Annotated in this window: 25 protein-coding genes; 14 read left to right on the top strand and 11 right to left on the bottom strand. The window is 40.9% G+C overall.

The features are described from left to right. Nucleotide 1: 1 nt before the first annotated feature. From xth to ABWK04_06940, 4 genes are read left to right on the top strand one after another with little or no spacing between them, the layout of a single operon-like run. Complete coding sequence (gene xth / locus ABWK04_06955) at nt 2–808, top strand: exodeoxyribonuclease III (protein ID MEZ0361612.1); 807 nt, start codon at nt 2–4, stop codon at nt 806–808. Then, a complete protein-coding gene (locus ABWK04_06950; GenBank protein ID MEZ0361611.1) occupies nt 805–1,230 on the top strand; it encodes an EamA family transporter in 426 nt (141 codons plus the stop codon). The genes xth and ABWK04_06950 overlap by 4 nt, the downstream gene beginning before the upstream one ends. Beyond that, complete coding sequence (lnt, locus tag ABWK04_06945) at nt 1,227–2,561, top strand: apolipoprotein N-acyltransferase (protein MEZ0361610.1); 1,335 nt, start codon at nt 1,227–1,229, stop codon at nt 2,559–2,561. Before ABWK04_06950 ends, lnt begins: the two co-directional genes overlap by 4 nt. Next, entirely contained in the window at nt 2,542–3,072 is a 531-nt protein-coding gene (locus ABWK04_06940) for a CDP-alcohol phosphatidyltransferase family protein (GenBank protein ID MEZ0361609.1), read from the top strand. The genes lnt and ABWK04_06940 overlap by 20 nt, the downstream gene beginning before the upstream one ends. Here ABWK04_06940 and ABWK04_06935 read toward each other — a convergent pair. The 7 genes from ABWK04_06935 to ABWK04_06905 form a co-directional block, all read right to left on the bottom strand. Beyond that, on the bottom strand, nt 3,050–6,388 hold the full coding sequence (locus tag ABWK04_06935) for a translocation/assembly module TamB domain-containing protein (GenBank protein MEZ0361608.1): 3,339 nt from the start codon (nt 6,386–6,388) through the stop codon (nt 3,050–3,052). The genes ABWK04_06940 and ABWK04_06935 overlap by 23 nt on opposite strands. Nucleotides 6,389–6,456: 68 nt before the next feature. After that, nucleotides 6,457–7,092: a bacterio-opsin activator gene (locus ABWK04_06930; protein MEZ0361607.1), complete on the bottom strand. Its 636-nt coding sequence runs from the start codon at nt 7,090–7,092 to the stop codon at nt 6,457–6,459. Between the two features lie 108 nt (nt 7,093–7,200). Continuing rightward, complete coding sequence (locus ABWK04_06925; GenBank protein MEZ0361606.1) at nt 7,201–8,472, bottom strand: Ni/Fe hydrogenase subunit alpha; 1,272 nt, start codon at nt 8,470–8,472, stop codon at nt 7,201–7,203. Further along, nucleotides 8,463–9,137 carry a Ni/Fe hydrogenase subunit delta gene (locus ABWK04_06920; protein ID MEZ0361605.1) on the bottom strand — a complete coding sequence of 225 codons (675 nt, stop codon included), beginning with the start codon at nt 9,135–9,137 and terminating at the stop codon, nt 8,463–8,465. The genes ABWK04_06925 and ABWK04_06920 overlap by 10 nt, the downstream gene beginning before the upstream one ends. Then, a complete protein-coding gene (gene yihA / locus ABWK04_06915) occupies nt 9,124–9,696 on the bottom strand; it encodes a ribosome biogenesis GTP-binding protein YihA/YsxC (protein MEZ0361604.1) in 573 nt (190 codons plus the stop codon). The genes ABWK04_06920 and yihA overlap by 14 nt, the downstream gene beginning before the upstream one ends. Further along, nucleotides 9,693–10,922, bottom strand: coding sequence for a folylpolyglutamate synthase/dihydrofolate synthase family protein (locus tag ABWK04_06910; protein ID MEZ0361603.1), 1,230 nt, complete (start codon nt 10,920–10,922; stop codon nt 9,693–9,695). Before ABWK04_06910 ends, yihA begins: the two co-directional genes overlap by 4 nt. A 38-nt stretch (nt 10,923–10,960) precedes the next feature. Then, a complete protein-coding gene (locus ABWK04_06905; GenBank protein MEZ0361602.1) occupies nt 10,961–11,170 on the bottom strand; it encodes a cold-shock protein in 210 nt (69 codons plus the stop codon). Nucleotides 11,171–11,328: 158 nt separating this feature from the next. On the opposite strand from ABWK04_06905, the gene ABWK04_06900 reads away from it, so the two are divergent. From ABWK04_06900 to ABWK04_06875, 6 genes are read left to right on the top strand one after another with little or no spacing between them, the layout of a single operon-like run. Next, complete coding sequence (locus tag ABWK04_06900; protein MEZ0361601.1) at nt 11,329–11,505, top strand: twin-arginine translocase TatA/TatE family subunit; 177 nt, start codon at nt 11,329–11,331, stop codon at nt 11,503–11,505. Nucleotides 11,506–11,507: 2 nt separating this feature from the next. Then, a complete protein-coding gene (locus ABWK04_06895; protein ID MEZ0361600.1) occupies nt 11,508–11,717 on the top strand; it encodes a twin-arginine translocase TatA/TatE family subunit in 210 nt (69 codons plus the stop codon). Nucleotides 11,718–11,741: 24 nt separating this feature from the next. Beyond that, on the top strand, nt 11,742–12,038 hold the full coding sequence (locus ABWK04_06890) for a twin-arginine translocase TatA/TatE family subunit (protein MEZ0361599.1): 297 nt from the start codon (nt 11,742–11,744) through the stop codon (nt 12,036–12,038). After that, the gene (gene tatC / locus ABWK04_06885) at nt 11,992–12,726 is read left to right on the top strand and encodes a twin-arginine translocase subunit TatC (GenBank protein ID MEZ0361598.1); all 735 of its coding nucleotides are present in this window, start codon (nt 11,992–11,994) and stop codon (nt 12,724–12,726) included. The genes ABWK04_06890 and tatC overlap by 47 nt, the downstream gene beginning before the upstream one ends. Continuing rightward, a complete protein-coding gene (locus ABWK04_06880) occupies nt 12,723–13,664 on the top strand; it encodes an NAD-dependent epimerase/dehydratase family protein (GenBank protein ID MEZ0361597.1) in 942 nt (313 codons plus the stop codon). Before tatC ends, ABWK04_06880 begins: the two co-directional genes overlap by 4 nt. Continuing rightward, nucleotides 13,661–14,599 carry a dihydroorotate dehydrogenase gene (locus ABWK04_06875; protein ID MEZ0361596.1) on the top strand — a complete coding sequence of 313 codons (939 nt, stop codon included), beginning with the start codon at nt 13,661–13,663 and terminating at the stop codon, nt 14,597–14,599. Before ABWK04_06880 ends, ABWK04_06875 begins: the two co-directional genes overlap by 4 nt. Nucleotides 14,600–14,614: 15 nt before the next feature. Here ABWK04_06875 and ABWK04_06870 read toward each other — a convergent pair whose 3' ends face one another. The 3 genes from ABWK04_06870 to hfq are packed head-to-tail and all read right to left on the bottom strand — an operon-like array spanning nt 14,615 to nt 17,237. After that, nucleotides 14,615–15,913 (bottom strand): adenylosuccinate synthase, encoded by a 1,299-nt coding sequence (locus ABWK04_06870; GenBank protein ID MEZ0361595.1) that lies wholly within the window; start codon nt 15,911–15,913, stop codon nt 14,615–14,617. Continuing rightward, entirely contained in the window at nt 15,913–17,025 is a 1,113-nt protein-coding gene (hflX, locus tag ABWK04_06865; protein MEZ0361594.1) for a GTPase HflX, read from the bottom strand. The genes ABWK04_06870 and hflX overlap by 1 nt, the downstream gene beginning before the upstream one ends. Beyond that, nucleotides 17,025–17,237 carry an RNA chaperone Hfq gene (gene hfq, locus ABWK04_06860; GenBank protein MEZ0361593.1) on the bottom strand — a complete coding sequence of 71 codons (213 nt, stop codon included), beginning with the start codon at nt 17,235–17,237 and terminating at the stop codon, nt 17,025–17,027. The genes hflX and hfq overlap by 1 nt, the downstream gene beginning before the upstream one ends. Nucleotides 17,238–17,331: 94 nt before the next feature. Between hfq and ABWK04_06855 the strand changes: the two genes are divergently transcribed. From ABWK04_06855 to ABWK04_06840, 4 genes are read left to right on the top strand one after another with little or no spacing between them, the layout of a single operon-like run. Further along, a complete protein-coding gene (locus ABWK04_06855) occupies nt 17,332–17,529 on the top strand; it encodes a hypothetical protein (GenBank protein ID MEZ0361592.1) in 198 nt (65 codons plus the stop codon). Beyond that, nucleotides 17,526–18,923 carry a dihydrolipoyl dehydrogenase gene (lpdA, locus tag ABWK04_06850; GenBank protein ID MEZ0361591.1) on the top strand — a complete coding sequence of 466 codons (1,398 nt, stop codon included), beginning with the start codon at nt 17,526–17,528 and terminating at the stop codon, nt 18,921–18,923. The genes ABWK04_06855 and lpdA overlap by 4 nt, the downstream gene beginning before the upstream one ends. A 34-nt stretch (nt 18,924–18,957) precedes the next feature. Then, the gene (locus ABWK04_06845; protein MEZ0361590.1) at nt 18,958–20,979 is read left to right on the top strand and encodes a S8 family serine peptidase; all 2,022 of its coding nucleotides are present in this window, start codon (nt 18,958–18,960) and stop codon (nt 20,977–20,979) included. Continuing rightward, the gene (locus tag ABWK04_06840) at nt 20,972–21,355 is read left to right on the top strand and encodes a lytic transglycosylase domain-containing protein (protein MEZ0361589.1); all 384 of its coding nucleotides are present in this window, start codon (nt 20,972–20,974) and stop codon (nt 21,353–21,355) included. Before ABWK04_06845 ends, ABWK04_06840 begins: the two co-directional genes overlap by 8 nt. Here the strand turns inward: ABWK04_06840 and ABWK04_06835 are convergent, their stop codons facing one another. Continuing rightward, nucleotides 21,356–22,279, bottom strand: coding sequence for a polyprenyl synthetase family protein (locus tag ABWK04_06835; protein MEZ0361588.1), 924 nt, complete (start codon nt 22,277–22,279; stop codon nt 21,356–21,358). It abuts the gene before it with no gap. Nucleotides 22,280–22,328 lie beyond the last annotated feature (49 nt).

Below are 22,328 nucleotides of genomic sequence, written 5' to 3'. Positions count from 1 at the left end.
GATGCAAGAGGAAAATAAGAGCAACAAAAGTTTTAAGGTTGCATCCTATAATGTAAATTCAATAAATACCAGAAAGGAGCTTGTCCTATCTTGGTTAGGGAGAGATCCGGTTGATGTTCTATGCATGCAAGAACTTAAGACTACTGATGAAAACTTCCCGAGAGATGACTTTTTAAAAAAGGGTTACGAATGTTACACTTACGGGCAGAGGACATACAACGGTGTAGCCATATGCTCCAGACAGCCTTTAGAAAGCGTATTCAAAGGCATTGGGGATCCCGTATACGATGAAGAAAAGAGAGTCATAGGTGGCAGGCTTGGAGAGGTGTGGATCATAAATGTATACTTTCCTCACGGTGATCGCCGTGGAGAAAAAAAGTTCTACTGGAAACTTAGGTTTTACGATAGATTTTTGCTTTTTTTGACTGAACGCTTCAGTCCGGATGAAAAAATTGTGCTTGTAGGTGATATGAATGTAGCTTTGGAAGACATTGACGTTTACGATCCAATACTTCTCAAGGACACGATAGGCACCATGAAGGAAGAGAGAGAAGCACTTTTGAGACTTCTCTCGTGGGGATTTGTGGACGCCTTTAGATATCTTTATCCTCAAAAGAGGCAGTTTACCTGGTGGGATTATATAGGTGGTATGGTATGGAAAGATCAGGGCATGAGAATAGATTACGTACTTGTCACAAAACCCATGCTTCCTTACCTAAGGGACGTTTACGTAGATATGTGGGCGAGAAAGAGAAGGAATCCTAAGCCTTCGGATCATGCACCCTTGGTAGGAGTGTTTGAGATATGAAAGCCTTGATCCTCGCTTTTAGCGCAAGCTTAGTTTGGGGTCTTGCTCCATCCCTTTTCAAACTCGTACTCAAGGAGGGTGTTCCACCTTCTGTAGCTTTAATATTTCATAACCTCTCAGCTTGTATCATTGCATTACTCATAACCATAATTCTCGGTGAGAGATTAACCCTAAATCCCAAACAACTTTCGCTTGCCTTTCTCGGAGGTTTCTTATCGGGTTTTCTGGGACTTTACCTTTTCTTTCTCGCTTTGCGACATGGTGATGTTTCTATAATATCACCTATAGCTTCCACATCACCTCTTTGGAGCGCCCTCTTTGCTTATATAGTTCTCGGTGAAAAGCTCAGCTTTACGAAGTTTGCAGGTATACTCCTCATAATAGCCGGGATATCTCTCCTTTCTGTGTCTTTCAGAAGATGATGTGGATCTTACTTGTCATACTCAATGGCGTACTTCTCTATCTTCCCTTCTCAATCTACGACCTGTGGTTTCTTTTATTTCCGGGTCTTTTCATGCTTCTCAAATACCCCAGCCAAAGGCACTACTTTTTTACTGGTTTTATTTTCTTCTTTCTGTCTCTGAGATGTGTAAACATTGCGAGCATAGAATACGGAAACATAAATCCCTTTTTATCATACGCTATGTTCTCTGTATTCTCTCTATTCCTAACACTTTATCAGATGAACTTACCCCTTTACATGTGGACTAAGTTGGGAAGCAGAAAGCTTTGGTTATTACCTATATTCTACACACTTTTTGAGATTTTAAGGTCTTACCTACCCTACGGTGGATTTCCATGGCTTATTGTGGGTGAGATATTAGTGTACATTCCTCTTGTAAAGTATTCACTACGATTTTTTACCGTTTATGGTGGCAGCATGTTGCTTTGGTATTTGATTTATCTCGCCTTTAAAAGAAGATTTTTTATCTTGCTTATCCTTTTAGCCTTTGCTTCACTTGTAGGGCTTTATGCGAAGAACGAAATTATCAAAAAACTTCAATTTGCGCATACAATAAAGGTAGCTCTTGTGCAGACAGCCGTACCTCAGCATGAAAAGTTAAATGAAGAAAATTTCAGAAATCACACGGATGAAATACTTTCGCTTGTTTCCGAAGCTCTCAAAGAAAAGCCAGATCTCGTTTTGCTTCCAGAATCCGCCTTTCCCTTCCTTTTTTCTGACGAGTATGATAAAGGGAGGGAAAAACTCTTTGAACTCAGTTATCAAGCACCTATTTTGGTGGGTCTTATAGACATAAGGGATGGTATGAAGCCGTACAACTCAGCCTATCTAATAAAGGACGCTCAGGTTTATGGATACTACGACAAAGTGAGACTCCTTCCCATAGGTGAGTACATGCCCTTTCCCTTCGCTTTTTTAAAGGATATCTTTTCAGCGATAAGTGGACTTGACTACATACACGGAAATAGGGAACTTCCAATAACTTACAAAGGTATAAAGATAGCCACTCCCATATGTTTTGAGGTAGCATATTGGGATCTTGTGAAGAGACTGTCCAAAAATGCTAACCTTATTGCTGTTTTAACTAACGATGGGTGGTTCAATGACAGCGATTGTAGTCACCAGCATTTTGTCTGGGCGAAGATCAGAGCATTAGAAAACGAAAAATTTGTGTTGTGGGTAAACAACGCCGGAGATACAGCGATCATAGATCCTTTCGGGAATGTAGTAGAGAAACTACCTTACATGAAAAGAGATATCCTTATATATCATGTTAAGCTTTTGCAATAATCTCCCTAACTTCATATCACTTCTCAGACTTCTTCTTTCACCGCTTATGCTGTATATGGATCAGCGCTTTCTACCTTACCTTTTTTCATTTCTGGCTTTGACGGATGCGTTAGATGGCTTTTTAGCCAGAAGCTTAAAAAAAGAGACACAGCTGGGAAGAGTTCTTGATCCTCTTGCGGACAAGGTTTTTTTGATCACAGCCTTATTCTTATGTGTCTTTAAGCTTAATTTATTGAATCCTATATTATTTTTCAGCCTGCTCGCAAGAGACTCATTTATTCTGTTTGGGAGCTTGTTGCTTCTCCTTAAACTAAGGAGTATACCAAAGCCCAGCCTTTGGGGTAAAATTACCACTTTGGTAATATCTCTGAGTTTGTTCATCTGCATGATATACAGTTCTTATCCGCTCAATCTATTTCTCTACGTACTTTCCCAGTTTTTTGTCCTTATTTCGTGGATAGACTATACCGTCAAGGGTTTAAAAGCTCTCAAAAGTCAAACTTCTTTCTGAATCTCACTTTATACTCTTGGGAGTTGTTGGAGTATATCCTAACTCCTACTGATGTGTTAGGCGTTATCTTTACGTTGGCTCCTCCATAAGTTTCTTTCGGGTCTTTGCTCGTGCTTTGTTGGTATTCCACATTAAGCTTATTGGTAAAATCCTTGGATACTTTTGTGTTTACAGCAGCCCCTCCGCTGGAACTTACAGTTGGTGAAAGGTTTACTTTTACATCCGTACCTACAGCCCTTTCCACACCTTCAATAAGCCTGGAGAGTTCCGGAAATTGAGCTATAAGAGCCGAAGATAGTGAAAATAAGCCTTCACCAGTGCCTCCACCAAGTACGAGGGATGTGAGCACTTGTCTTGTGTCTGTAGGTGGTTCCGATCTCACAAAAGCTTTAGGGTTGTTAGCATTACCCTTTATATCTACAATGATGCTGTAGTCGGGTGTAGCTGTAAGCATGGTAACATCGAGATTCGTCTTTTCGGAAGTGAGAAGAACCGTACCTTCCCTTATATGGAACTCTTTATTAAAATATTCCAGGCTTCCACCCATAAGACCGAGTTTTATATTGTATTTAGGTTCGTAAAGACTTCCCGTTATCTCTCCTTCCGCATAGGTGTATATGTGACCTTCGGGTAAGCTTATCCTGAGAGGTTCAGAAGTGGAAAGCTTTACGTCTAAGGTGATAAATTTGTACGCTTTTGGCTTTTCAGAAACTTTTCCACCTAAACTTTTGATACTCATATTACCACCAAGATCAATGCTTGCCCTGATATTCATCCTTTTATAGTCTGTGGTTATACTGCCATTAGCCTTTGCAAAGCCGTTGAATCTCACACTCTCGGATCTGAAAAGTACAGGTAGATGTTGCGTACTGAACCTAACACCGATCAGTTTTTCATCTCCAGTAATATCAGCTTTAAAATCTGCATCGTCACCTTTGAAGTTGACAGAACCTTCCCATACCTTACCATCGTACAAAGCATACACCCTCCCTCTAAGTGGTAAAGCCAGAAAGCGAGATCTAAGCTCTATATCCTTAGGAGAGAATATCCTGAGTCTGAGGATCTTTCCACTTTTTTCAAAGGTATAACTTAGCTCACCTTCCGCATATGTAAATACCTTACTCTTTACCAGACCCATGACTTGACCCAGATCCAAAATCCCCTGTGAGGTGATTGAAAATTCCCCGCTCCTGTAATAAACTTCAGCCTTACCTCTTAAACTTCCTGATGCAAAGATGTTAGGAATGATAAGTATCCCCTTTTTTATATCCCACTGTCCTTGAGAGCTTTGCACCCTGAGAACTCTTTCCGAGTTTATACTTATGGAAATTTCTCCGAGCTTTAAAGTCCCTTTATCCTTAGAACCTTCTAAATAACTGTCTTGCAAAGATACCTGAAAGATTCCCATTTTCAAAGAAAATCCTCTTAAGACACCTTTTAACCCTTGCTGTGTATTTTGGAAAAATGCCTTTATAGGAAAGTTATAGCTCAAATAACCACCCTGACCTATTAGTTGAGCGGAAAAGCTCTCTCCTTTTCCTTGCAACTGATAAGATCCCTTTAGGGAGATACCTTCCTTTTCAAGTTTTAGGTTACCTGTAGAGAAAAAAGTACTATCCACGAAGCTGTATTCAATCTTCCCTTTTGCATATTCGGAAGAATAATCTGCTATCAACAGACCCTTTTCTATACTTGCTCTTACATCCGCATATGATAAGTAAAAGTCATCCTTTTTGAGATCTTCCAAACGCACGAAAAAATTGCCCTGCCATTCCACCCTCTTTATCAGATCCGCATTAGCCATTATGCGAGCTGTTGCACCGTCCTTTGAGACCCTTCCCTCTACATTACCATTTACACGAATTTCTAAAGGTGAAACCTTTATAGAAAGTTCACCTACTATATTGTTTGCAAGCACGTCAGCATATTGAGTAGAGTAACCTTTGAAAAGTATCCTGCCGGAAAAACTCCTATCCCTGATAGAACCTTTTCCATCTCCACCAAAACCAGTTCCGGAAAAAGCTATACTGTAGTTTTCATCTCCAAGATCCAAATCAAAGGAGATATCTCCTAAGGATACGTTCCTATATACAGGTTTTACAAGCTTTCCGCTACCAGATGTGTAAAGGATACCTTTCATGTAGCGAATACTTCCCATATAGTTCAAATAAGTGGAAAAATTATCGTAAGTGTATTCAAGCATGTACACATACACGTCTCCCTCAAAGTTTCCTTCTGTAAGGGTACCAGAAAGATTTATTGTTGCAGGGTCGTTAGCAGAAAAATCTAACTTACCAGTTTGATTTTGGTAGTTGTAAGATAATTCAATATCCACATTTTTAAAGTTTCTATCAAGAAAGAAGGCATTATCTGAAAAACCCTTCAAGGAAAGCTCCCCTTTTTTAAAGAGCAAAGTAGCTGATCCTGAAAGTTTAAGACTAAAAGGTGTCTCGCTTTTGAAAAGCTTATTATTTATGAGAATGCCCCTGAAGTTTGTATAGAGGGTATCTTCAGGATACATTCTGTAATCTAAATTCACAAACATACTTCCCACACTAAGATTTGCGGTAAGTTTTTCCGTATTTCCAAAGATGTAATAAAATTTCCCTTCCCCACTTAGCTTGCCCATGTTATTACCTCTCACTTCAAGGTAGTCCGCCTTTGCCGAAAAAATCACGTTTAATGATGTGTAGTTTAATTTCCCTTTTGCGATCATATGCAGATAGGGTAGTTTGAGATCCGTATTTTCGTACCCCTTTATGATGCCCTGAGCTTGAAACTTGCCCTCCTTACCTATCCACTCTCCACTACCATAGAAAGTGTATAGATCGCTCGTTACAATAGCTTCATCTACATAAAAGATCTCCGCTTTGGCATGAGCCTTTTTCAAAAATATGTACAGTTCGTGCATTGAATTACCCTTCATGTAAACTGTACGTGACCATGCATTAGATGTGACTACACCACCTACGAGTTTCGCATCTTTGATAAAAATGGTAATGCTTCTCTCTTCGGGTGGCGTATTCAGTGAAACATATACACTTCCCACACGAAGGTTTAGTTTTTGAGCGAGCTTAATAAGCTGGGTAAAATCGTAATCAAAAGGCTCCCTTGATACTTTTTTGGTAACTTCAACTACGCTAACACTACCGGCGTATATCCCCTTTGGACTTAAACTTACAGATAAAACATCTACAAATAGAGAATTCCCCTTTAGATCGGGTATAAAGAGGAGTAGGTTATCAGCTCCTATTTTTCTATTTTTCGTGTCAATGTAAAATCCCTTTACATCTACACGTATTCCCCTTATAATCATATACGGTTTCAATAGGGAAAAATAAAGAAACAGAAACAAAAGGAGAAAGTATCCTACATATCTCAACTTTACTCAATGCCATGCATCTTGAGATTTTCCTTAACTTTATGCAAGAGTTCTGCCGGATTTTTAACGGGATACTCAAGCTCGGCGATCACTTCCTCTGCGGGTCTTCCCTTTATGTATACTCCCATCAATTTTTCCTTTATATCTTCGGCTGATCCTATGGGAAAGTCCACACCTTTTAATCTTCTCAATGTTATGTATGCCCAAGGGATGTCAAGAGCGTGAGCGATCCTCTCGCAGTATTCAATAAAGACCTTTGATTCTTCATGACCTTCCTTTATCAGTTTGTATGCGAGCTTGGCAAGTCCTCCCGCTGTATGCACCTTCATCTCCTTCCTCTCTTCTTCAACAAGGTCTTCAAGCCTCTTTATCTTTTCCATAGTAACTGTAGGGTCAGCTCTGAGTATATTTCTAACAGTTTGTCCTGTAAGTCCTACACGCTCAGCTATCTCTTGTTCTGTTTTCAGATACTCCTCCCTGAGGATAACCGTATAGCAAGCCCTTACCAAAGATGGAAGCCACGTAAGTGTTCTGTACTCTACGAGTTTAGAAAAACCTCCAAGTAGATCAATGGCTTTCAAAAATACCCTTGACACAAGTGCTTCCATATCTTGCTCTACAGGTTTTACCTCTATCATCTCTTTCCCTCTCCTCCGAAGCCAAAAGTGATGGCTTCGGGCTGGGGCATTTGTATCCCGCCAAATTAGACCGTTCCTTCCCCAGCTGGCGGTATTGGAGCGGTCTTCTTAGTATATTATATTTATCTTCAGGAAGTGCGTAGCACATGATATACAGGGATCAAAACTCCTTATTAGTCTCTCTGCTTCTTCCCTTATAAAGCTCTCCTCCTTTTTCTCAAGCTGATTTAATCTATCTCTTAAGGAAAGCTCCATAATGTCCTGATTCTGAGAAGTAGGCGGTACGATATCAGCTTTTAATATCCTTCCTTCGGTGTCAAGTTCATAACTGTGCCAAAGTATACCCCTTGGTGCTTCACTTACGCCAAAACCCGTGCCTGCCCTCACCTCATAGTTTACCTTTGAACTCTCAGGTTTTGTGTAGTTTTTCAGTATATGTAAGGATTTTTCAAGACTGTGTACAATTTCCACCATCCTCACCAAAATACTCTTGTAAGGGTTTAGTTCCGGAACTTTCAAGGGTAACTTCTGAGCATAATGATTAGCTACAGAACCGAGCTTTGCGTAATTGTTATTGAAACGTGCCAATGGTCCCACTATATAAGTTTGCCCTTTCTTGGTTTTTGCATGCTTAGCCGTTGAGTATGGTACTATATATTCCTTAAAGTACTCTTTGAACTCGCTTTTATCAATAATTTTGCCTTCGCTTGTGAGTATATCCCCATTGAGTATTGGATAATCATCGCTTGTTAGTGATACAAAGAGTGCATCTTTTAACTCAAAGTTTGGGAATTCTAAATTTTTTAATCTTCCGAGCAATCTGTAACATACATCTATCGCATCTTCTACATCCTTATCTGTTATACTAAGGCGTTCCGGTAGTGAGTGAAAACCTCCTACACTAACCGAGACAGGATGAGATACCCTTCCGCCTATGGATTGAATTATCTTTGATCCTATCTCTTTGATTTTTAGCCCATCTTGTACCAGTTCTTTATCTATTTTTGCAAGCTCCACGATGGATGAGACACGATAAAAATCTGGCAGGTGCAGAAAAAACACGTGTATAGAGTGGCTCTGTATCCATTCCCCATAATACATCAGCTTCCTCAAATTAATTATTTGTGTTGGCAAGCAAACCTTAAAAACATCCTCTATTGCTTGAACGCCACTCATCTGATAAGCTACCGGACATATACCGCATATACGTGCAGTTACATCAGGAATGAAACTGTAAGATTTCCCTTTCAAGATCTCCTCAAAGTATCTTGGAGGTTCGTATATTCTTAGCTTAAGAGTCTTGATTTGATCTTTTTCAAATACTATATCCAGCGCACCTTCCCCTTCAACTCTGGTCAGAGCTTCTATCCTTACCTCCATAGCTTTTCTTTATAAACCTTATTGTAAGCGTTGGCACTGAGTTTTAGTACATCGTGAGCTTGAGGGAAATGTGTCAAAAAGCTTTCCAGGTTAGGTTTTTGCACTGGTCCATAACATCCGTAACATCCTCTTCCAAAAGAAGGGCATATGGCACCACAACCTGCTCTGATAACAGGTCCGAGACAAACTTCTCCCTTTAAAACAGTAACACATATGTTACCTTTCCTCTTGCACTCAAGACACACAGGATATTCAGCTGTACGCGGTCTCTTTCCATGCAAAATACTCATAAGAAAGTCCACCAAAAGATCGCTACTTACTGGACATCCGGGAAGCTCGTAATCAACTTCAACAAAGACATCAAGAGGCTCAGTTTTTAGAATGCCTTCAAAATTACCTGCGCTCTGGACTCCTCCAGAGATGGCACATGCCCCCATGGCTACGAGTATTTTTGATCTTTTCCTTATATCCAAGATTCTCTCTTTGTCCTCCTCATTTGATACTGAACCTTCAACAAAGGAAAGATCAAACTCCTCGTAAATATTCTCACTTTGAGCTTCAAGGAAGTAAACCACATCAAATCTTTCAAAAACTTGGAGCATTTCTCTAAACTCAAAAAAGGCGATCTGACAGCCATCGCATGAGGAAAACTTAAAAACACCCACCTTCAACTTTTACAGCCTCCATAATACTCTTGAAGAGTTCTTTTTTCCCTTTCCCCTCCTTAGCTGATGTAATTATAAGCTGTGTACCAAATCTTTCAATACGCTTTAGGACTTTAGAAAGTTCCTTTTGTGTAGCTTTATCAACCTTTGTAAGTACAACTTTATAAGGTAGTTCTAAGTGTCTGATCCATTCTATCATTATCTCATCAAGCTCCGTAGGTCCCGTTTTACTGTCTAAAAGCACAAATACACACTTTATTTGTTTCCTTCTCTCTCTAAAGTATTTCTCCATTAACTCTTTCCAGTTTTCCCTTTCAATCTTTGAAACTTTAGCAAAACCATATCCAGGTACATCAACGAGTTTTATACAATTCCCAAGCAAAAACATATTTATGGACCTGGTTCTGCCCGGTTCCTTACTTACTCTTGCTACAGGTTTCCCCACAAGCATATTTATCAAAGAGGACTTACCTACATTTGACCTACCTACAAAGACAACTTCTTTTAAGTTATCTTCTGGAATTTTATCCGTATAAGAGCCTAAAAACTCCACTTTCATTCCCTCTTCACCCTTTCTAAAGCCTCTTTAACCTCTCCTACCAGATAAAGAGAACCGAGCACTATAATGTCTTCCTCAAGATAAGGCACTTCTTCTGAGGATGAAAGCGCTATAACCTCCCTAAAACCTATATCCTTTGCGTGCCTTTCAAGATTGGGAAGTTCTTCACCTCTGTGGTGTCTTATCTGAACAAGATATATGCGGTCCGAAAGATCTTTCAAAAAGCTCATACTATCCCGCCACTCCTTCTCTTTAAGTCCCGTAAAGACGGGTGTAAGTTTCCCTATGTATCTTTTTACCTCTTTCACTATTTTTTTTACGCTGTCCGTATTGTGCGCCCCATCTAATATCAGAAGAGGATTTTTGCGAACTATCTCCATTCTCCCTTCCCAGTATGTTTTCCGTAGAGCTTCCTTTAACTTTTTTACATCAGGCTTTATAAGACAGGCTGAGGCTGTAATTGCTAAGCTTGCGTTTCCTATCTGCCACTTCCCCCAGAGTCCAAGAGTAGCATCCGCAACATAAACATCTTCCCATTCATATACATCAATAACCGTCTCGTCCTTGTTTACCTTACCATAAGAGAAAAAGTCAAGTCCGCCTACAATCAGATCCTTCTCGTCACAAAGCTCCAAAGCTTTCGTGTAAAGTGGAAACTTCATACTTCCAAGTATGAGAGGTGAACCTTTCTTGTAGATGCCGAGCTTCTCGATCGCCCTACTTTCCACATCACTGCCAAGCCACTTTGTGTGATCCCTTTCCACATTAGTAATAACACATACAGAGGGATTACAGACCTTGGTTGCGTCCCACCTTCCACCCATCCCTACCTCAAAAATAGCTACATCCACTTTTTCATCTTTAAAATACTCAAGAGCTATCAAGGTACAGGCTTCGAAGTATGTCAGCTCAAACCTATCAAAGATATTTTTTAGTTCTTTCACATAATACTCAAGCCTGTCTGGGCTTATCTTTTCGCCGTTTATCCTCCATCTCTCTTCCTCATCAACAAGATGAGGGGAAACAAACCAACCCGTCTTGTATCCGTGTTCTCTAAAGATTCTTTCTAAAAAGGCGCAAGTGGATCCTTTTCCGTTTGTACCTCCCACCTGAAATGATATATAAGGAGGAGATTTCGCTTTTAAAAACTCAACAGCTTTTTGTATCCTTTCAAGAGTCGGTACTATACGGTAATCCCTATCCTTATACAAGTTATACAGGTGCATAAAGAACAATTATATGCCCCCAAAAGGGGGCATTGGGATCAGCTGAGAAGTCTTACGTTCTTCGCTCTTGGTCCTTTACTATCCTCCTCTATTTCGAACTCTACTCTCTGCCCTTGTTCCAAGGTTTTGAAACCTCTCTGTTGGATGGCTGAGAAATGGACAAAAACGTCCCCCTGATTGTCATCACGGGTTATGAAACCATAACCCTTCTCCTTACTGAACCATTTTACAGTACCTTTAAGTGCCATGGAACTAAAAACCTCCTTAAAACTAAGTTATGGAGCTTCAAGCACCGAAGGTAAGGCGCCCTCCCTTCTGCGTACTTAAACTCCTGAGTTATAATAATAACTTACCTACTTGTTTTTGTCAAGGGTGAGCCTATAATAAAGAAGTAGGAGGTGAAGATATGCATTTGCCCTTACCGTGGCAGTTAATACTCATACTTTTGGTAGTGTTCGTGATATTCGGAGCGAGCAGGTTACCCGAACTCGGTAAAGGATTGGGTGAAGGTATAAGAAACTTCAAAAAGGCTTTGTCTGGAGAGGAAACTCAGAAAAATGTATCCGAAAAGGAAGGAGGTTGAACATGTTTCACATGCCTACATTACCGGAACTGCTGGTACTTTTAGCCATAATATTTGTGCTTTTTGGTGCTTCACGACTACCGGAAGCTGGAAAAGCTCTTGGTGAAGGCATAAGAAATTTCAAAAAGGCTCTATCTGGGGAAATAGAGGAAGAAAAGAAGGCTAAGGAAATAAAGGCTGAAGAGTTAGAAAAAGAAGAGAAGAAGGCTTAATCCTTTTCTGTTAAACTATTACCTATGGATTTTCCAGAGATAGCACTCATACTTATTGTGGCTTTTATATTTTTAGGACCGGAAAAGATGATGGAACTCGCCACAAAAATGGGAGAGTTTATGAGGAAAATAAGGGATACATGGGACGAGCTTAGATACCAGATGTATGTGGAAAATATAAACAAAAAAGTGCTTGAGGAGCAGGAGGAGGCGCAAAGTGTGGAAGAGATCGATAAAGAGGTGAAGGAAAATGCAACCCCAAGAACTGCCCAAGATGCCTCTGACGGAACACCTGAGAGAACTGAGAAGCAGGTTAATTAAATCCATATTGGCTCTCCTTATAGGTACAGCTACAGCCTTTTACTTTGCCAAGTACATCTTTGAGTTACTTAAAGAACCTGTAAAAAGGTCTTATCCTAAGGTACAGCTCATAACCCTTTCCCCTACAGAGCCTTTATTTATCTTGCTTAAGATCTCACTGGTGTTTGGTCTTATAATAGCTTCTCCTGTGATACTTTACCAGATATGGAGGTTTGTGGAACCCGCCATGTATCCCAACGAAAAAAGACTCGTTATACCTGTAACGCTATTCTCCATAATACTTTTCCTTCTCGGTGCTTGCTTTGCTTATTTTGCAGTTCTTCCCATAGCCCTTAAGTTCCTCATAGGTATAGGTTTCTCACAGCTTCAAGCTACACCTTTCCTTTCGGTCAATTTATATGTATCCTTTTTGCTCAAAATGATAGTCGGATTTGGTATAGCCTTTGAGATGCCTATAATACTTTACCTCTTGCAAAGGGCTGGGATAGTTACTGAGGACCAGCTGAGAAGTTTTAGAAAATACTTTGTAGTTATAGCCTTCACAGTGGGTGCTTTAATAGCACCGGATGTGACTACCCAGGTACTTATGGCTTTACCTCTCCTTATACTTTACGAGATCTCCATAATTCTCGGAAAGCTCGCAAGAAGGAAAAACAAGACTACAGCCATAGAGGTAGCTCGGGAATGAAGGTACTGATCACCGGTAGCACGGGTTTTGTGGGAAGGTATATAGTAAACGCTTTATTGAGTGAAGGTTTTGAGATTGCCTCACCAGTAAGAGATCTTGATAAACTTCGCAGGCTTTACGGTGATAAAGTAAAAGGTTATAAGGTGGATTTTGAGAGTAAGGCATCCATAAGGAAAGCTTTTGAAGACTTTGACCCTCAATATATAATCCATCTAATAGGTATACTGTACGAGGAGCAAAGCAAGGGTATTACCTTTCATAAAGTACATTACCTATATTCAAGAAACCTCTACGAAGTGGCGAGGGAGTTTGGCGTAAAGAAAATACTTCACATGAGTACGCTGGGAACTCATAAGGATGCCCCATCTTCTTATCACAAAACTAAGTATAGAGCAGAGCAGGAACTAATAAAGATCGGTATTGATTATGTTATCTTCAGACCCTCCCTAATACTGGGTCCAGAGCAGAGACTCTTTTTTGATATGTGGAGAATAACTCGCTACATCCGTGTCATAGCCATTCCGGGTTTGGGAAATTACCTATTTCAGCCAGTAGATGTTCGGGACGTGGCTTGTTGCTTTTTAAAAGCTTTGACACAACAGAAGGTATCTGGAAGGATTTACGAAGTTTGCGGAAACAAGAAAGTGAGCTTTAAAGAGTTACTTAGGGACATTTTTAGCTACTGGCAAAGAAAGGTCCTTTTACTACCTGTGCCTAAAGCTTTCATGTATGTAGGCGGTTTGTTGATGGAGAGAATAATAGAGCCACCGCCATTCAGCTCTGACCAGATGCTTATGATGTGGAGGGACAATATATGCGGGCTTGATGAGGATGTAGAGCCTGAAGGGGTGAAAAAGCTATGTGGTAGGGAGCCTATAGATTACGAAGAATCTTTAAGGTGGAGTTTGCAGGAGTTTGAAAAGAGGCTGGTGTCATGATAGGATTATCTGTTGAACTTTTTGGTATAACCTTTAAAAACCCTGTTTGGGTAGCCTCTGGCACCTTTGGGTATGGGATAGAGGCTATGGAAATATACGATATTTCTAAGCTCGGTGCGGTAGTTACAAAGGGCATATCTTTAAGACCAAGGGAGGGCAACGCTCCAGAAAGGATAGCCGAGACCCCTTGCGGAATGCTAAACTCTATTGGTCTTCAAAACCCTGGTGTAGAGGGCTTTTTAAAGAAAATCTATCCTGAAATTGAGAAGATAGATACCCACTTTATTGCCAATGTGTTTGGGGAGACAGAGGAAGAATACATAGAGGTATGTCTTGCTTTGGAGGAAGCTCAAAAGATAGTGGCTTATGAACTAAATGTCTCCTGCCCAAATGTTAAGAAAGGTGGCATGTTTTTTGGACACGACCCCATAATTCTCTCAAAACTGGTAGAGAGGATTAAAGCGAAAGTAAAAAAGCCAGTCCTTGTGAAGCTTTCACCCAACACTGGCGATGTAAGGGAATTTGCAAAAGTTTGCATAGAAGCAGGTGCGGATGGTTTAGTTTTGATAAATACGCTTATTGGTATGAAGATAGATATTAAAGCACAAAAACCCGATCTGTCGACTGTTACAGGTGGACTCTCTGGTCCTGCGATTCTGCCAATAGCGGTACGTATGGTTTGGGAAGTTTATGAACAATTTGGAGACAGCATCTCTATAATAGGTGTAGGTGGAATCTACGATACGGATTCAGCCATGCAGCATGTTCTTGCTGGAGCAAGTGCGATACAAGTAGGAACTGCAAATTTCTCAGATCCTTACGCTCCCCTAAAAATCTTGGAAGGAATAAAAGGCTATATGAAAGAAAAACAGGTCAAACATTTTTCCCAACTTGTGGGAAAGGCTCACCTGAGTTTTACATTCAGTAAACGATAAAATGCTGAGGATATTTCAAACTTTCACTTCTTGCATTATAGGTTTCAGCCAAAGATACTCTTCTCTTTCGGGTCCTGTGGAGAGCATCACTACAGGTACTTGAGTGTAGCTTTCTATAAAGTTTATGTAGTCTTTAGCTCTTTCTGGAAGATCGCTTAAGCTCTTTGCTCCTTTTGTGTCCTTCAACCAACCCTTAAAGACTTTGTATACAGGTTTAACCTTCTCTAACATACTCAGGCTTGCAGGAAAGTGTGTTACATGTCTGCCTTCGCATTCGTAAGCTACACACACTTTTATCTCCTCAAAGGTGTCCAGAACGTCAAGCTTAGTAATTACTATTCCGTCAAGACCATTTATATCCGCTGCGTATTTAAGAGCGACGAGATCAAGCCATCCACACCTTCTGGGTCTTCCTGTGGTAGATCCGTACTCTTTCCCCCTGTTTCTTAACGTTTCTCCATCTTGGTCAAAAAGCTCTGTGGGAAATGGTCCTTCTCCCACTCTTGTAGTGTATGCCTTAGATACACCTAAGAAGAAGGTGTTTTCAAAGAATTTAGGAGAAAGTCCTGTACCGTTTGGAAGACCAAGAGCCGATGCGTTGGAAGACGTCACGTAAGGGTAAGTACCCATATCCACATCCAACATGGTACCTTGTGCACCCTCAAAAAGTATGCTCATATCTTTGTTCTCCATAAGAAACCTTGATACATCCACCACGCAATCTTTTATATACCCGTAATAAGAAAGTGTCTCTTCGTAAGCCTTATCTATGTCCACAGAGTGTTTTTCGCGGTATACCTTTTCGCATATGTCTTTAACAAATTCCCCATCCTCCTTCATGAGTTTGTAGAGTCTATCTTTATCTTCAAGGTCACAAATTCTTATACCTTTTCTCCCGTACTTAAACATGTAAGACGGTCCAATACCTCTGAGTGTTGTCCCTATCTTGCTCTTTCTTTCAAAAAGTGCATCTAAGAGTTTGTGGTAAGGCATAACCAGATGGGCTCTGTCACTTATCAAAAGTCTGTCTCTTACGCTTATGCCTCTTTTTTCCAATTGCTCTATTTCCACTTTAAGAAGCTCCAGATCCACCACCATACCTTGGGCAACTATACCTTTTGTGTGACTGTGAAGGATACCTGTTGGCAGAAGGTGGAGTATAAACTTTTCTTCACCCACAACGACAGTGTGTCCTGCGTTACTACCTCCCTGATACCTTACCGTGAGCTGAAAATTGGCGGAGAGAAGGTCCACTATCTTACCCTTTCCTTCATCTCCCCATTGAGCACCTAAAACGAGAAGATCCTTTTTCATTAGCTTACCTCTATAAGCTCCTGAGCTATCTCTTTTATAGCTGCAAAGAGTTTTTTCATACCCCAGCCTTTTTTGACAGATACTATAACGCTTCTTTCACCTAAGAAAGCCGGCTCAGTGAGAAGTTCCATATCCTCCTCTTTTTCTACGATCTTATCAGCTTTGTTAAAAACGTAAATGGTAGGCTTTTCATCAGCTTTGAGTTCTGCAAGTACCTTTTTAACTACCTTTATCTTCTCAAGCCACTTTCCGTCCGATATATCCACAACATGTAGCAAAAGATCAGCTTCGTGGAGCTCTTCAAGGGTGGCTTTAAAGGACTCAATAAGTTCGTGGGGCAGATCCCTTATAAAACCTACAGTGTCAGTAACAAGCACCTTTACGTCTTTGGAAAGATAAACTCCGGAAGTTTTTGTGTCTAAGGTGGCAAAAGGCATGTCAGCTACAAAAGTCTCTCTACCGGTAAGCGCACGCATCAGACTTGATTTTCCCACATTCGTATAACCTACCAATGCTACCTTGATTACCTTCATATCTCTATACAGCCTGTCCCTTTTCTTTCTCTGTTCTTTCCTCTGTTTTTTGACCTCTTCAAGTTCTTGTCTTATCTGCTGGATCCTCTTCTTTATCCACCTTCTTCTTACTTCTGCTTCCTGTTCACCAGGACCCCTTGTGCCTACACCACCGCCAAGTCTGGAAAGCTCTCTACCCCTTCCGTAGAGTCTGGGCAGTTCTAATTCAAGCTTAGCAAGCTCAACTTGAAGCTTAGCGGTTTTACTCCTCACTCTCCTTGAGAATATTTCAAGCACGAGGTCTGCTCTGTCAAGGACTTTTACCTTTAGCGTGCTTTCAAGATTGTGTATTTGAGAAGGACTCAAAAAAGCATTAAATATCACCGTATCTGCGGATATCCCTTCTACAACTTGTTTAACTTCTTCTACTTTACCCGCCCCTATGTAAAAACGCGCATCTGGAACATTCTTCTTTTGAAGTATATATCCGAGAACATTTCCGTCTAAAGCTCTCACGAGTTCTTTAAGTTCTTCTATGGATTCCCTTATTTCTTCTCTTTTCTGATCGGAGAATGAGAGACCTACCAGTAATGCCCTCATTAAGCTCCTTGAACTATGGTGCTTATAGCGTGCTTGTATATGAGGTTAGGTTGTCCTTCTACCTCAAGCAGTATAGTGTACTTATCGTGTTCCAACACTTTCCCTGTTATTCTGTTTCCTCTAGTCAAAAAGACAGTTATTGTAGCACCTTTTCTCTTAAACTCCTCAATAAGCTCATCCTGTATGTTGTTATTCTTTTCTATCGGGTACATACCTTACCTCCATTATTAATTATAGGGTATTTTTCCGCAAGTGCAACACTGCAGTTGACATAAAAGTACGAGCTGAAGGATAATAAAGCTTCTGATGAAAGATACGCGTATAGTCAGATACATAAAGTCCCTTATAAGGAACAACAGGTATATGACCGCGGAGGATATCATGCTCTTGCTTGAGAAGTACTACGGACTTCCCATAAAAGTCCCATCAGTCTATTATAGATACAAGCGTGTCATAAAAGAGTGCAGAAAAGAAGTTTACAAAGAGCGGAGGAAAAACAAATGAAGTTTGACCTTGTAATAGTGGGGGCAGGAAGCGGTGGTTATGAGGCAGCTCTTTACGCTCACAGAAGAGGTATGAAAGTAGCTCTTATAGAGCTGTCTCCCGAAAGCGTCGGTGGAAACTGCCTCAACAGAGGATGTATACCATCCAAGTATATGAGACACGGAGCTTACCTTATCGAGAAATTCCAAAAGATGCCAAGCTACGGTATAATTCCACATGGATTTGATCTTGATATGCAAAAGCTGAAGGAAAATAGGGAAAGGGTTATACTGACTATAAGGGAGAGCTTTAAGAAGTTCGCAAACCAACTCAAAGTACCTATCTTTTACGGGAGGGGTATTCTAAAGGATGAAGAAACTGTCTATGTGGAAGGTCAAGATCTGAAGGTAAAAGCCGACTTTATATTGCTTGCCACAGGCTCATCCACAGTTAGCGTGGGTGGGATCGTTCCCGATGGAAAACACATATATGATACGGATCAGATATGGGATCTGGATCGCTTTCCTAAAAGTGTGTTGATCGTGGGAGGAGGGGCTGTAGGTGTTGAATTTGCATACATCTTCAGAATGTACGGATGTGAAGTGCTTTTGGTTGAGATAAAAGATAGACTCCTCCCTTCGGATGATATACCAGAAGAGTCTTCCAGATATCTAGCGAGAAAGCTGAAAAAACTTGGCGTTGATGTAAAACTCAAAACATCAGTGGAAAGTTGGGAAAAAACTGAAGAAGGCTTAAAAGTTAGGCTTTCAGATGGATCCGAACCCACAGTAGACATTATACTCCTCGGTGTAGGAAGAAAACCCAACACGGATGGTATAGGACTTGAGCATCTAAATATCAAAAGGGATCACAGGGGATTTGTCGTCGTTAATGAGTTTTGTCAGACATCCATAAAAAATATATACGCATGCGGTGATATAACATCTCCGCTTATGCTTGCCCATAAAGCTATGTACGAAGGAAGGGTGGCGGTAAGTCACATACTCGGTGATAAAGATATTAGGAAGGATGATAGGCTTATGCCCAAGATCATTTATTCTGCATACGAGATAGCCTCTATAGGATTGACCGAAGAGCAAGCCGAGGAGATGGGTTACGATGTTAAGGTTGGTGTGGTTTCCTTTGTATCTAATCCTAAGGCTATGGATGATGGAGAAAATGAAGGTTTTGTAAGGCTCGTTATTGACAAAAAGAGCGGAGATCTGCTCGGATGCCACATACTCGGACCTCATGCTGGTGAGCTTATACACCAGATCGTTCACCTTATGAAAGCTGATCTAAAGGTAGATTTTGTCTCCAAGTCGGTATACTCTCACCCTTCGCTCTCAGAAGCAATAGGTCAATCAGCCGCTGAAGTTTATTGGGGATCTTTAACCTGGGCAAAAAGGCATTGAAAATGTGTTAAACTTATGTAAAGGAGGGATGCGGATGAGACTTCTTTTAGTGCTTGCTTTTGTAACTCTCTCTTTTGCTCAAAATTGGGAAAAGTTTGATCCCGTATTGAGAAGAAGCATTCTCAATGGAGAAAGAGGAATAACCTTGAATACATACACTAACATAGACAAGGTAAAGGTATTGAGAAGGGACGGCAAAGTAGAGGTTGTAAGCTTGTCTCAAAAGAATTTAGAGAATCTTGAAAAAGATCCTACAGCTATATACATAGAGGCACCGAGAAAACTCAAACTGCTTGACGATGTTAGTACCAATTCCTCCTACGTAGTGTGGGGTCATGGAACTCAGCAAGTAGATATAAACTACAACAAACCTTTTTTTGGATATATTTTTGGGGGGAGTGTGAGTGCTGAAGGATGTATCCAGAACTCTCTTTTCTTCCAATGCAGTTCAGCTACAAAGCTAAATGTTACGGCGCTAAATGACTACAGACTCTTACTCTTTGCACCGGATATAAAAGGTTCGGATATACAAGGTGGTGACAGAAAATACCTTGTAGGCACAAGATCGAGCATCAGCACGAATACCGGTAAGGGTGTTGTAGTGGGCATAGTGGATTCAGGTATAAACTTCTGCCATCCTGCTTTTAGAAATGCCGATGGTACCACAAGAATACTTTTTTACAAAGACTACACAGGAATAGAACTCAGCGAGGCACAGATAAATAACATGATAAAGATGGGCAGTTGTAATTATGACGGGGAGGGACATGGTACAGCGGTAGCAAGCATTGCAGGTGGTTACTGGTCTATGACGAGGTACAACAGTCAAGCTAAGGATGTTAAGTTCATCGTGTATAAAACCAACTTATACGATACGGACGTTATGGCTGGACTTGATTACATTAAGTCAAAGGTACAAAACTTAAGTATGCCTGCGGTTGTAAACTTATCCTTAGGTGGACAACTTGACCCTCACGATGGTACGAGTCTCCTTGACAGGTATGTGGATGAATTATCGGGTCCTGGCTTTATAGTAGTGGTATCAGCGGGTAATGAAGGAAATGAGAGGATACATGCGAGACTCTCTTCAGACAATGGGGATATTCATATATATGTCTCTTCAAACGTGGAAGTGGATGGCTGGTACACGAAAGGATCCTCCTACAATATACAGGTGTGCGATCAAACCACAGTAAACTGTGTGGGAGCTAATCCTGGCAATCTTGCCAACTCTCAGATAAACACCACATCTTGCTTTGCATATATTGACAACAGGACGCTATCTTCACAGCTCAACGGCGATGGGGAGGTATATATGCAAATTTCCTGCCTTAACCCAACTTATCTTACAATTAGATTAACTAAAATCAGCGGAAGTGGGAAAATGGATATGTGGGTGAGTGGAGACGGGAACTTTCTTGATGGTCAGGTAGATGACGGTTTTGGAGGCTTTTCTTACACAGTTTCCTCACCTGGTACAGCAAAGAATGTGATAACCGTAGGAGCCATAGGGAGTAATTACATAAGCACGTCACGTTTTGACAATTACGGTCGGGTAGCATACTTCTCCTCGAGGGGACCCACCAGAGACGGCAGAATAAAACCGGATGTTGTAGCTGATGGTTTTTTCCAATGCACCGCAAATGCAAACTTTTCTGGCAATACTGATCCGAACCTTTGCGGACCGCCTGGCAGTGGAACTTACTACATTGCAATAGGAGGTACATCCTTTTCAGCGCCTGTAGTTGTCTCACTCGTAGCTATGTACTTGCAAAGTAATCCTTCTGCAGATCCGATGCAAGTCAAAAATTGGCTCATAAATAATGCGTTTTACGATACGGAGGGAACACCTCCCAATGTAGCATACGGATACGGTAAGGCTGTGTGGGTAGAGACTTCTACAACAACTAATGTAGAAGAGAAAAATAGTCAAACATCTTCAGGTGGAGGATGTAGCATGGGAAGATCCTCACCGATAAACACACTGATATACTCTCTCTTTGTCCTTATACCTTTAATGAAAAAGCTGTGGAAAATACGTAAGCGCTATGCTTGATCTTTCACTATGCTTTGATAAGGCTTCTTGGGAAACAGGAGTAAACAGAAAGCTTCTGGTAGTGATAGCTTATGTGGAAAGTGGACTCAGAAGGGATGCACTAAACAGGAACACAAACGGAACTTATGACATAGGCATTATGCAGGTTAATTCATCCAACATATCTAAGTTGAAAAAGATGGGAATTATAAATAGGGAAGAGGATCTTTGGGACACATGCACCAACATAAGAGCGGGGGCATATATACTCAGAGAGTGTATAGCAAGTTACGGTTTGAATTGGAAAGCTGTGGACTGCTATAACAAAGGAAGAAGGGCAAGGGATCTGAGCAATTATGTGTGGAGAGTTTACAAGGTGCTTGATACGTACAGGTGATCACCTCTCCCTTCTTACCACGGAGATTATTAAAGCTTCCAAAGGTTGTACAAGATCTTTTCCAACTATCCCGTAGAGTTCCTCTAAGGCGTCCTGTACCTCCGTGAGCGCCCTTTCGTAAGTTTTTTTTACACCACCCAACTCCACAACCTTCTCCCTTAGCCAGAGGATCTCCCCGCTTCTGAGGGATCTTTTTACATCTTCAAAATTCAGCTTTTCGATCACGCTTATAAGAGGATATGTACATTTGCCCTCCTTCAGATCGTTACCCACAGGTTTACCGAGCTTTTCCTCAGATCCAGAATAATCAAGAGCATCATCAACAAGTTGAAAAGCCCTACCTATTTTTAATCCTATACGGTAAAACTCTTCGTAATCTTCTCTACCTGCAACTAAGGCACCTACAGCCATACTGGCTCCAAAAAGAACCCCTGTTTTCCTGTCTATTATGCTAAAATATGTATCCTCATCTATTAGATCCCCAACGCTTTTTAGCTCAAGAACCTGTCCCTGTGCCATATCCATAACAGCTTTACTCACTATTTCTATGCTTTTTAGATTACCGTAAATGGAATAAAGCCAGAGAGCCTTAGCGTACATGTAGTCACCTGTAAGCACGCACAGATCGTTTCCAAACACCACATTGGCTGACAGTTTACCCCTCCTTTTGTCTGCTCCGTCAACCACATCATCGTGAAGCAAAGATGCGACGTGTATATACTCTATACCTATAGCTAAAGGTAGCACCCTTTTTTCGTCACCACCTAAAGCTTTACACGTGAGCAAGCTCAATATGGGTCTCATCCTCTTGCCACCGGAGGCAACTATGTAGTTACCCACATCTAACACAGCTCTCACCTCTGGATCGAGGTGTTTAATAAGCTCTTCTTCTAAAAGATGCACCATATATCCCATCACCTGCATCTTTATAAGTATAAACTTAATATAAGCCAAGTTAAGAATTTCCTTAAAA

Source organism: Hydrogenobacter sp., from assembly GCA_041287335.1.
In the GTDB taxonomy this organism is placed as follows: Bacteria; Aquificota; Aquificia; order Aquificales; family Aquificaceae; genus Hydrogenobacter.
Note: the sequence above shows the minus strand (reverse complement) of the source record. Positions and strands in the feature narration are given on the sequence as shown.